Below are 11,045 nucleotides of genomic sequence, written 5' to 3'. Positions count from 1 at the left end.
CGTCCTCGCGCTGGCCCGTCGGCGCGTGAACGTCCTGTGGGCCCTGATCCGTGACGGAAAGTGCTTCCAACACGCACTCCCGGTCACAACGGCGGCTTGACAACATCATTAGGAGGTGGACCATCCGCTCCAGGGCGTCCAGGCCCTCGGCGTCGGTGAGGCCCGGTTCCCTGGCGGCGTTGCGCAGCATGGCGGGGAACCCGCTGCCCACCAGGATCATCCGGTTGAGCAGCAGATTGTCGACGAGCTGGGCGTGCACGGAGGCGTCGCTGTAGCGGCGGCTCGTGACGATGATCCCGCCGACCTTGTTGGCCAGCGGACGGTCGAAGCGCAGGAATCCGACGCCCGCCCGCTCGATGAAGATCTGCATGAGATGGGCCAGGCCGAAGCCGTGCACGGGCACGGCGTAGACGATGCCGTCGGCCCGCTTCATCTCCTCGACGATGCCGGGCATGTCGTCCCGCAGCCCGCACGGGACGGTCCGCGCGTTGCAGTTGCCGCACGGGCTGCACGGCGAGATGCGGTGGTCGCGCAGGTGGATCGTGCGGAACTCGACCCCACGCTTCTCCGCAAGCTCGCCCGCGTAGTCGAGTGCGAGATCGGTGTTGCCGCCGGGTCTCTCGGACCCCGATATCCCGAGAATGACCGGCCGTGTGCTTTGCGTGTCCAGCATGAACTTCCCCCAGAACTCATGTTGTCCAGAGGCGGGGCCTCGGACGGCCCCGCCCTCCCTCCCCCCGTGCGGCTCAGTCCTTGAGCTTGCCTGCGAAGTAGTCGATGTAGGCCTGCATGTCGAAGTGGCCGTGGCCCGAGAGCGAGAACACGATGCTCTTCGACTCGCCGGACTCCTTGCAGGCCAGCGCCTCGTCGATGGCGACGCGCACCGCGTGCGTCGACTCCGGCGCGGGCACGATGCCCTCGTGGCGGGCGAAGGTGACGCCGGCCTCGAAGCAGGCGGTCTGCGGTACGGAGCGTGCCTCCAGGTAGTCGAGGTCCTTGAGCGCGCTGATGATCGGCGACATGCCGTGGTAGCGGAGGCCGCCCGCGTGGATGCTCGGTGGCACGAAGTCGTGGCCGAGGGTGTGCATCATGGTGAGCGGGGTCAGCCCGGCGGTGTCGCCGAAGTCGTACTCGAGCCTCCCCCGGGTCAGCGACGGGCAGGAGGCGGGCTCGACGGCGATGGCGCGGACCGGGCGCCCGCCGCGCAGCTGCTCGCCGAGGAAGGGCAGGGCGAGGCCGCCGAAGTTGGAGCCGCCGCCCACGGCGCCGATCACGATGTCCGGGTAGTCCTCGGCCAGCTCCATCTGGAGCTGGGCCTCCTGGCCGATGATGGTCTGGTGCATCATCACGTGGTTGAGCACCGAGCCAAGCGCGTACTTGGCGGTGCCGTTGCTGCTGACCGCCGCCTCCACCGCCTCGGAGATGGCGAGGCCGAGGCTGCCGGGCGAGTCCGGGTCGGCGGCGAGCGCGGCGCGCCCAGCCGCGGTGCGGTCGCTGGGGCTCGCGGTGACGCTCGCCCCGAACGTCTCCATCAGACCCCGGCGGTAGGGCTTCTGCTGGTAGCTCACCTTGACCATGTAGACCTCGCAGACGAGGCCGAAGTACTGGCTGGCGAGCGAGAGGGAGCTGCCCCACTGGCCCGCGCCGGTCTCCGTGGTGAGCCGCTCCACTCCGGCTCGCTTGTTGTAGTACGCCTGGGGAATCGCCGTGTTGAGCTTGTGGCTGCCCGCCGGGCTGACGCCCTCGTTCTTGAAGTAGATGCGGGCCGGGGTGTCCAGCGCCTTCTCCAGGCGGCGGGCGCGGACCAGCGGGCTCGGGCGCCACTGCTTGTAGACGTCGAGCACGGCGCCGGGGATGTCCACGCTCGCGTCCGTGGAGAACTCCTGGGCTATCAGCTCCGCGGGGAACAGCGGCTCGAGGTCCGCCGGGGTGAGCGGCTCGCGGGTACCGGGATGCAGCATCGGATCCAGCGGCTTGGGCAGGTCCGCGACCGCGTTGTACCAGGTGGTGGGGAGGCGGTCTTCGGACAGCAGGAACTTCGTCTGGGACATGAACACTCTCTGTTCGGACTCGGTGCGGTGGAAAGCTTCCGTGTGCGGTGAACGTGTGGACGTAGGTGGCTAGTTGGTTCCTCGTGGGGCGTCGAGCGGCTCCACGGGAAGGGCCTGGGGCTCCGGTGCGGGCGGTGCCGCGGGTACGGCGGCCGACGGCCTGATGCGCAGCAGCGCGAACACGGCCATGCCGAGCAGCGGGGCGGCGAGCAGGGTGAGGAAGACGGGCCCGTGACCGTGGGCCGTCCAGATGACGCCGAGGCCGACCGGCACGACGAGCCGGGCGAGGCCGAGGACGAGGCCGTTGAGCGCCATGAAGCTGCCGACGCGGCGCTCGTTGACGTGGTCGGCGATGTACGTGGGCACGACGACGGAGACGATGATCTCGCCGAGTGTCCACACGACAGTGGAGAGCAGGATGGCGGGCAGCGAGAATGCGAAGGCGATCATGGCCAGGCCCAGCGACCACAGCAGCCCCGCGACGAGCAGCAGCGGCTTGGTGCCGTAGGCGCTGATGCGCTTCTCCATGAGGAGGCCGAGGCTGACCACGACGACGCTGTTGATGGTGTAGACGGCGCCGACCAGGCCCGCGGACTCGTCCAGGACCGTGGTGACCGCGAGCGGCAGCGCGTATTCGAGGCCGATCAGCGGGGCGACGTAGAAGAAGGAGACCAGGACGATCAGCAGCACATGACCGTGGCCCAGGGAGATCGCACGGTCCTTGGTCCGGGGTCCGCCGGTGGGGGTGCGGCGGTCGTGCGGGACCCAGATCACGATCATCGCCGCACACGCGAGGCCGGCGAGGATGTTGCCCGCGAACATGACGTGGTACGAGTAGGCCGCCGCGACGCCGCCGAGCAGCGGGCCGACACCCATGCCGAGGTTGTTGCCGACATAGCTGAGGGTGTACGCGAAGGGCCGCTGTTCGGGTGTGGTGAGATCGGCGACCAGGGTGTTGGACGCCGGGCTGAACATCCCCATGCCGACCAGGGCGATGAACAGCAGTCCCGCGTACGTCCACGGTGGCCCGTCGAGGACGGCGAGGCCGAGATAGCCCGCCGCGTTCAGGAGCAGCGCTGTGAGCAGCGCTGTGCGCCTGCCGCGCAGATCGCAGAGCGGTCCGCTGAGCAGGCTGCCGACCAGCAGGCCCGTACTGCCGATGGAGATCAGCAGTCCGGCCTCGCCGGGGCTCAGGCCCTCGCCGCGCACCAGGTAGACGGCGAGCAGCGGGAAGACGAACATGCCCGCGCGGTTGACGAAGGACGCGAGGAAGAGCACACGCAGGGCGAGCGGCAGTTCTCTGAACCGGGTCAGCCACATGGCTCGACCCACCTCTCCGGAACTCGGCATCCCGTCAGCTCCGTTCGGTCTCTACACGGAACGCGTCCCGTACGGTCTTGAAGCGGGCCCGGACGTCCTCGAAGTCGGTGCCCTCGCACACGTACCAGCCGAGGACGTCGTTGGATGCGGTCGGCGCGGCCAGCACGTCGCCCACGCTCTTCCACACATCGGCGTCGAGGACCGTGTCGAGCGCGGTCAGCTCCTCGGGTGTGGTGATGGCGGTGATGCGCCCGTACTTCGGGGAGCCGAGGTACTCGGTGCCGATCTCCGGGCCGAGCCGGGCGGCGGGCCGGTGGTCCGGGTCGAGTTCGAGGCGGCACCACTCGCCCGCCAGGTTGATGCCGCGCCCCGCCTCGATGGCCGGGACGATCGAGCCGCCGCCCGCGCGTGCGCCCGCCTCGCCGAAGACGGGGTCGCCGCCGTCGTCGGGCAGGAAGAACTCCGCGTGCACCACACCGGTGGACAGCCCGAACCCGCGCAGCACCACGGCGTTCAGATCGAGGATGCGCTGTTCGCGCTCGCTCAGGCCGTGCTTGCGGGAGATGGTGCCGCCCGGCTCGTCGAGGTACTCCAGGACGGAGTACGTGTACTGGGAGAGCTGCTCGAAGACCACCTCGCCGTTCTGGAACAGCGAGTCGACGTGGTACTCGGTGCCGCGAATGAACTCCTCGACCCGGTACTCGTGCCGGTCGTCGCCCATCGCCTCCCAGACCCGGTCCAGGTCATCGCGGCTGTCCACCCGGTAGGTGTCGCCGCAGGCCCAGCCCGCGTACGGCTTGATCACGACCGGGTAGCCCGCCTCCTCGGCGAACTCCGCGACCGCCGTCACCGTGTCGGGGCGGCAGGAGCGGGCCACCCGCACGCCCAGCTCCTCGGCCCTGCGGTGCATGACGTTCTTGTCGCGGAAGTTGAGCGCCTGGTCCGGGGTGAGACCCGGGATGCCGTGGTCGCGGCGGCTGCGGCTCGCGGGCAGCACGTCGCCCTCGAAGAGCGGGAAGATCCGCTCGATGGGGTGCTCGGCGTGGATGTCGTCGACCGCGGCCCGTACGGCGGCCGTGTCGTCCAGATCGGCGTGGTAGCAGGCCAGCCCCTTGGTCTCGGGCGCCTCCCAACCGGTCGGCAGCAGCACCACGGTCGCCACGCCGAGTTCGGCGGCGGCCTCGACGACACTGCGGAACTGCGCCGTGTAGCGGCCGGCTGCCGGGCGGTACACCACCAGGATCGAACGGCTCATGCGGATCTCCTCCTACGGGTCGGGTTCAGGTACGGGCTCAGCGGACCGGTGCGGCCGAGGGGGCACCAAACAGCTCCCCGGACGGCGTGGACCGGTCGAGCACCAGCGGTCGCCCGACGCTCCCGGTGAGACCGGTGAGCGCTTCCGTGATCCGGCCGAGCACCTCCTCGACGTCGTCCCTGCCGCCCTCGTGCGCGGACTCGACGGTGAGGAGGAGCTTGTGCCGGCCGAGGCCGGTCTTGACCACGTCGCCCTGCCGCCAGTTCCACCGGCGCGAGTGCGCCCGGCCCCGCCCGTCGGCGTACACGACCTCGCCGGGCTCGGGGTGCTCCGGCGCGTCGGGGGCGCCGAGCGGCAGATAGGTCTCGTCGCCGTCGGCGAGCCGCACAGACAGTTCCCCCTCGATGTCCCCCACGTCGCAGGAGGCGACAGGCAGACCGCTGGCCAGCGACACCGCGTTGCACAGGTCGACGACGGAGTTGATCCGCGGCAGCCGGTCCCCCTTGGCCACCCGGCGCAGTACCGACTCGGCGGCGCAGGGAAAGCGGTTGGGGTTCACCTCGACGGCCCGGTAGGCGTCGCGCCAGGCTGCGATGGTGGGCAGCGCGGAGACGTCCGCCTTGCTGAGCGTCCTGGCGTGCAGCGCGTCCTCGGCCGCGGTGAGCAGGCCGTCCATGGCGGCCGCGGCCCTGACGACCTCAATGTCCGGTACGGCGATCAGGCCGAGCACATAGCCGGGCACACGCGCGGTCAGCCGCGCGTCGACCGTGACGGTCAGGGTGTCCGTGCCGGGGGTGGTGCTATCCATGGAGAGGGGTCCTTCTTGTCCGTCGGCCTGGGGCTCTGCGGCCGGGCGTGGTGGCCGTGGGTTTTGTCGGTCCGTGATCCAAGGACCGCTGATGACGCGTCCGACAGTAGGGAGACCGGGGGTGTCCGGCTGTGGCCAATTCCCGGCGATTCCGGGAGGCCACTTGGCGGGTTCCGGAGAGCCGGTCCGCCCGGTCAGCCCCGCTTACTCGCGGGTTCGGCGGCCGAGGCACCGGTCCCTGCGGCCGGTTCGGCGTCTTCCCCGGCACCTGGGCCGCGCTGCCCCACCCGTACGCCGATGGCCGCCGTGACCAGGGCGAGGACCGCGAGGCCCGCGCCGAGCGGGCCCAGCAGGTCCACCTCGTCCGCGCCGCCGTCGGCGATCACCCGGCCGCCGATGAAGCCGCCGAGCGAGATCCCCGTGAAAGTTGCCGATGAGTTCAGGGAGAGCAGCAGCGGCCCCGAGGCGGGCGCGACGGCGAAGAGCCGGTACTGCTGAGGGGGCTGGGTCATCATCGCGGTGACGCCCCAGGCCGCCATGGCCAGCGCGGCGGACAGGGTCCGGTCGCGGGTCAGCGGCAGCGTGCCGAGGACCACGGCGAGCCCAGCGACCGACGCGAGCAGGACTGGGGTCGCGCCCCAGCGGTCGGTGGCCCGGCCGCCGAGGGTGGTACCGGCTACGGCGAGGACCCCGAAGACGAGCAGGAGCAGCGCGAGTTCGCCGCCGTCACCGCCGGTCACCGGGGCGAGGACGGCACCGATGTAAGTGAGCGCCAGATAGCCGCCGGTCATGAAGAGCAGCGTGGTGAGCACGGTGAACAGCACCCGCGGGTCCCGCGCCGGGGCAAGGCGCGCGGCGAGGCCCGGCGCGGCGGGCAGTCGAACCTCGGGCAGGCCCCCGGCCACGGCGGCGGCGCACAGCACCCCGAGCCCGGCGAGCAGCCAGAAGGTGGACCGCCAGCCCAGGTCGGCGGCGAGCCAGGTGCCGAAGGGCACGCCCGCGACCGTCGCGGCGGACAGCCCGCCGAGGACCACGGCCATGGCGCGCCCGCGCCGCTCGGGCGCCGAGAGCGCGGCGGCGGACGCCGAGGCGGCCGGGATGTAGAGGGCGGCGCCCGCGGCGGTAGCGACCCGGGCCGCGAGCAGCGCGCCGAGGCCGGGGGCGAGCGCGGACGCGGCGTTGCCGAGGGCGAAGACGAGCAGCGAGATCACCAGGACGGTACGGCGTTCCAGGCGTCCGGTGAGCGCGCCGAGCACCGGCGCGAGGACGGCGTAGGTGAGGGCGAAGAGGGTGCTCACCCAGCCGGCGTCGGTGAGGGTCGCCGACAGGTCTCCGGCCACCTCGGGCAGCACTCCGGCCACAACGAAGGTGTCGGTGCCGATGGCGAAGGCGCCGACGGCAAGGACGGGGAGCACGGGCAGCGAGGGCTTCGTGCGGGACATCACGCGGCTCCTGAGGTGGCGGAGGAGAGGAAGGAGGCGGTGCCGCCCGCGACGGCCACGCCGCCGAGCAGCACCAGTTCGATGGCGCCGGGACGGCTGAGCACGGTGATGTCCTCGGCGGGGTCGCCGTCGGTCACCACCAGGTCGGCGAGGCGGCCCGGCTGTACGGTCCCGGCCGTCCCGCCACGGCCCGCGAGGCGCGCGCCGTTGGCGGTGGCCCAGGTCAGGACGGTGGGAGCGGGGATGCCCGCCATCGTCACGTACAGCTCCAACTCCTTGGCGTAGGTGCCGTGCGGGGTCCAGGCGAAGCCGAAGTCGTCGCCCGCCACGACCGGGATGCCCATCTCCACCATGAGCGGCAGGATGCGCAGCGTGTTCTCCACCTCCGCCTCGAACTCCAGCGTCTCCAGATACTCGGGGGTCTTGCCGTGCTCGGTGCCGGTGGTGAGCAGCATGTGCGGCTGGTAGAGGCTCGGCACGACGAAGATCCCGCGTTCGGCGATGGCGTCGAGCGCCGCGTCGTCGGCGTAGGTCGCGTGGTCGATGACGTCGACCCCGGCGGCGATGGCGTTGCGGATGCCTCCGAGGCCGCGCGAGTGGGCCCGCACCTTGGCGCCGTGTTCGTGCGCCGTACGGGCGGCGATGACCAGTTCCTCGGCGGTGAAGAGGAGTTCGTGGGACCGGCCGTTGGGGAAGGTGTCGTCGCCGGAGGAGAAGACCTTCACGATCTCCGCGCCCTGGGCGATCTCCCCGGCGACGTACTCGGCCATCTCCTCGGGGGTGTCGGCAAGCCGCATCAGATCGGACGGGATGCGCTTCTTGACCTCGGAGTTGCGGCGCTCGGGCGGCCCCGACACCATCAGGTCCCGGCTGCACGGAGTGATCCGGGGGCCTCGCAGCCGCCCGGAGTCGACGGCCCTGCGCAGGGCCATGTCGATGCCGGAGACCGAGCCCGCGCCGACGAAGCCGGTGTAGCCGAGGCCCAGGAGGTTGGTGGTGTTCGCTGCGGCGCCGAGGGTGACCTCGGGAATGGAGTACTTGAAGAGCATCTCGCGGCCGTCGAGGACGTCGAGGTAGGCGATGTGGGTGTGCCCGAGCGTCATGCCGGGCATGACGGTGCGGCCCGCCAGGTCGAGGACGTCGACGTCCGGCGCGTGGACGGGGGCCAGGCCCTCGGGCATGACCGCCTCGATGCGGTCGCCGTCGATCAGCACGCTGTGGTGCGGCAGGGAGGCCTTGCCCAGGCCCTCCTGGACGGTGGCACGGTGGAGCAGGGTCTTGCGGGACACGTCGGGAATCTCCAGTTCGGACGGAGTGGTTCGAAGTCGTGGGGCGTACGCGGCCGGTCAGACACCCCATGTCGTACGAGGTCAAGCGGCAGGGGTGTGGGTGTGGTGCTGCCAGGCGGTCGCTTCGTCGTAGAGGGTGCGGGTCTTGAGGCATCCGTGGAGGATGCCGACGAGGCGGTTGCCGAGCTGGCGCAGGGCGGGGTTGTAGCCGGCCTCGCGGGCGCGTTGCTTGTCGTAGTAGCGGCGGGTGCCGGGTGAGGCCCGCAGGACGGAGAACACCTGGGTCCGCAGGGCGTCGGCGAGCCGGTTGTTGCGCACGAAGCGGGCCTGGACGCTGTGGCTCTTGCCGGAGGCTCGGGTGATGGGGCTGGTGCCGGCGTAGCTCTTGTGCGCCTTGGCGACGCCGTCCACGCCCTCGGGCAGCCGCGCGGCGGCCGGCTTCCGGCCGGTCGCGTCCTGGACCTCGACGTCGTGGTGGTCCTCGGCCCAGTCATCACCGATCAGTAGCAATACACTCTCCTGGTCAGGTACTTCACATCTCGCGCAGTCTGCGGAAGACACGGCACACGGCCTAGTGGATCCAGTGCTCACGCCCCACTCGGCGGGCACCCCACCCCATCAGCGGTCTGGCCTCCCGGCCGACCAGCAGGGGCACGGTCTGACCTCAGAACTCACGTGCTTCAGGCGATGTACGTGCTCACCTGCCGGCGGCTACGGCACCAAGTTCCTACAACCCGGCAAGTCCCATTAGGCGGTGAGGGGCACCTCGGCTGCGTCCGCGTGCCCGAAGAGGGTCCAGAGGATCTCCGCACCCGGCCGGGTGGCCACCCAGCGCAGGCCGTGGGCCCGTACCCCCGGGGCGTTGGTGACCGCGAGCCGGGCGCCGCCCGCGGCCGCGATCTCGGCGGCGTGCTGCGTGGACGCCGCGTCGACCCAGCGCACCTCGCGGTCGCCCAGCGCCGCGGGTACCAGCTCGGCGTAGATGCGGCGGACCTCCCACATGGCGGCGACCGTGACGGGACCCTCGCCGTCGGCCGGCGGTTCCTGGCCCGCGGGCGCGGCGATCCCGTACTCCGGGGTGGCCTGCGGGAAGAAGGCCTGGAGCCGCAGGTCGCGGTGCCAGTGGAAGCGGGTGAGTCCCTGGTAGGCGCTGGGGACGAGGGCGAAGTCGACCTCGCGGGCCACGATCCTGGCGAGCACCTCGTCGAAGGTGGCGAAGAGCTCGACGGAGAGACCGTGCTGCCGGGCGAGGAACTCGGCGACCAGCTGGCTCGACGTGCCGTCCGGGCCGAGGGTGCCGAGGACGGTGCCGGGCCGCGCGGCCCAGCGCCCGGTCAGCTCGCTCCAGCGTGCGGTGTACTCCTCGGTGAGCGGCCCGGGCAGGGCCACGGCGTCAGCGCTCATAGCCACGGTTCGCCGCCATCTTCCGGGCCACCCGGGACTCGTGGTCGGGCGTGCTGCGCCGGTCCACGATGCGGGCGGCCTTCCAGCTCACGAAGGCGCCGGTGCTGACGATGGGGTCGAGCCCGTCGCTGAGCTCGACGGTCACGGGCACCCCGAGCGCCTCGGCGGCCCGCGCCCGTACGGCATCGGCGAGCGCGGCGGCGTCCTCGACGAGACCTTTGAGCAGTTCGAGCCGGACGGTCAGCCGGTCCTGTCCCGCGTCGTCGCGCTCGATCACCACCTGGTATCCGGCGGACCCCGTGACCCCGGTCATGACGGCCGTCTCGATCTGCCCGGCGGTGAAGCGCCGGCCGCCCAGTTCGAGGCGGTCCAGGGTGCGGCCGACGATCCGTACGAGATCGCCCGGCATCTCGCAGTCGCAGTCCGGCTCCTCGATCACCACGGCGTCCCCAGTGCGGTATCGGACCAGCGGCTTCACGCCGTCGATCAGCATCGTCACGGTCAGCTCGCCGCTGCCGCGCGGACCGTGGGACTCGCCGGTCTCGGGGTCCACCACCTCGATGAGGTAGTTGGTCTGCGAGAGGTGCATGCGCTTGTTACGGCAGGCCGTCGCCATGACGAAGGCCTCCTGCGATCCGTACAGGATGTTGTAGACGTCGGCGCCCCAGACCGTCTCCAGGTTGTGCGCCAGCGCCGGGGTGCACATCTCGCCGGTGACGAGCAGCAGCTGCACGGAGAAGTCGCGGCGCAGGTCGTAGCCGTAGTACTCGGCGGCCTTGGCGAGGGTGAGGGCGACGCCCGGGGTGCAGCAGACGACCTCGAGCTCCAGGTCCTTCATGAGCTGGAGGGCCTTGGGGAAGCCGATGACCGGGGAGTAGGGCCAGATCTTGGCGTTGAGCGAGCCGACGTTGCGGGCGATGTCCCCGAGCGTGTCGCCGAAGGAGTGCACCTCGGTCGGGCCCATCAGGCCGATGCGGGGGGCATGGTCGCCGAAGTGGTGCCGGAAGATGGACGACCAGGACTCGCTGATGTGGGCGTTGCTCGCGACGATCTCGCGCCCGTCGCGGGGACAAGGGGTCGCCGCGCCGGTGGTGCCGGTGGTCTCGTAGAAAAAGAGGGCGTCGGTGAGCGGCCTGCTGAGGACGTCGAGCATCTCCTCGCGCAACTGGGCCTTGGTAGTGAAGGGCAGCGCCTCGAGATTGCCGGGCGTGACCGAGCCGAGGTCGACGTCCTTCAGGAGAGTCGCGTAGAACGGCGAGCCGGTACTGACCTGTTCGAGCACGGTACGGAGCTGGCGGGCGCGCCAGTCGTCGAGGTCGCGCTCGCTCAGCGTGCGGGCGTAGAAGGCCTGGTGGAGTGCGAGGTAGCGGGCGGTGAAGTCGGCCGCGGGGCCGTTCGTGGGCAGCCACATGGGCGATGGGTCCTCTCGGGAGGAAGGAAGGAAGGAAGGAAGGAAGGAAGGAAGAGCGCGCAGGC

Annotated in this window: 9 protein-coding genes and 1 pseudogene; all 10 read right to left on the bottom strand. The window is 71.1% G+C overall.

Annotated elements, in window-relative coordinates; translation table 11 throughout:
* Positions 1–253: 253 nt before the first annotated feature.
* A pseudogene (locus CIB93_RS39275) lies at positions 254–673 on the bottom strand (flavodoxin family protein); the annotation flags it as partial.
* A gap of 73 nt (positions 674–746) precedes the next feature.
* The gene (locus tag CIB93_RS32895; protein ID WP_096632261.1) at positions 747–2,051 is read right to left on the bottom strand and encodes a TrpB-like pyridoxal phosphate-dependent enzyme; all 1,305 of its coding nucleotides are present in this window, start codon (positions 2,049–2,051) and stop codon (positions 747–749) included.
* 69 nt (positions 2,052–2,120) lie between these two features.
* The gene (locus CIB93_RS32890) at positions 2,121–3,401 is read right to left on the bottom strand and encodes an MFS transporter (protein ID WP_218839815.1); all 1,281 of its coding nucleotides are present in this window, start codon (positions 3,399–3,401) and stop codon (positions 2,121–2,123) included.
* Positions 3,402–3,405: 4 nt separating this feature from the next.
* The gene (locus CIB93_RS32885; protein ID WP_096632255.1) at positions 3,406–4,626 is read right to left on the bottom strand and encodes an ATP-grasp domain-containing protein; all 1,221 of its coding nucleotides are present in this window, start codon (positions 4,624–4,626) and stop codon (positions 3,406–3,408) included.
* A gap of 37 nt (positions 4,627–4,663) precedes the next feature.
* Positions 4,664–5,434 (bottom strand): B3/4 domain-containing protein, encoded by a 771-nt coding sequence (locus CIB93_RS32880; protein WP_096632254.1) that lies wholly within the window; start codon positions 5,432–5,434, stop codon positions 4,664–4,666.
* Positions 5,435–5,628: 194 nt separating this feature from the next.
* Entirely contained in the window at positions 5,629–6,876 is a 1,248-nt protein-coding gene (locus CIB93_RS32875; RefSeq protein ID WP_096632252.1) for an MFS transporter, read from the bottom strand.
* Positions 6,876–8,165, bottom strand: coding sequence for an amidohydrolase family protein (locus tag CIB93_RS32870; protein ID WP_218839814.1), 1,290 nt, complete (start codon positions 8,163–8,165; stop codon positions 6,876–6,878). The genes CIB93_RS32875 and CIB93_RS32870 overlap by 1 nt, the downstream gene beginning before the upstream one ends.
* Positions 8,166–8,246: 81 nt before the next feature.
* The gene (locus CIB93_RS32865; protein ID WP_218839813.1) at positions 8,247–8,675 is read right to left on the bottom strand and encodes a hypothetical protein; all 429 of its coding nucleotides are present in this window, start codon (positions 8,673–8,675) and stop codon (positions 8,247–8,249) included.
* Positions 8,676–8,912: 237 nt separating this feature from the next.
* Positions 8,913–9,569: a prephenate dehydratase gene (locus tag CIB93_RS32860; protein ID WP_096632249.1), complete on the bottom strand. Its 657-nt coding sequence runs from the start codon at positions 9,567–9,569 to the stop codon at positions 8,913–8,915.
* Entirely contained in the window at positions 9,559–10,980 is a 1,422-nt protein-coding gene (locus tag CIB93_RS32855; RefSeq protein WP_096632247.1) for a phenylacetate--CoA ligase family protein, read from the bottom strand. The genes CIB93_RS32860 and CIB93_RS32855 overlap by 11 nt, the downstream gene beginning before the upstream one ends.
* Positions 10,981–11,045 lie beyond the last annotated feature (65 nt).

Source organism: Streptomyces sp. WZ.A104, from assembly GCF_002382885.1.
In the GTDB taxonomy this organism is placed as follows: domain Bacteria; phylum Actinomycetota; class Actinomycetes; order Streptomycetales; family Streptomycetaceae; genus Streptomyces.
Note: the sequence above shows the minus strand (reverse complement) of the source record. Positions and strands in the feature narration are given on the sequence as shown.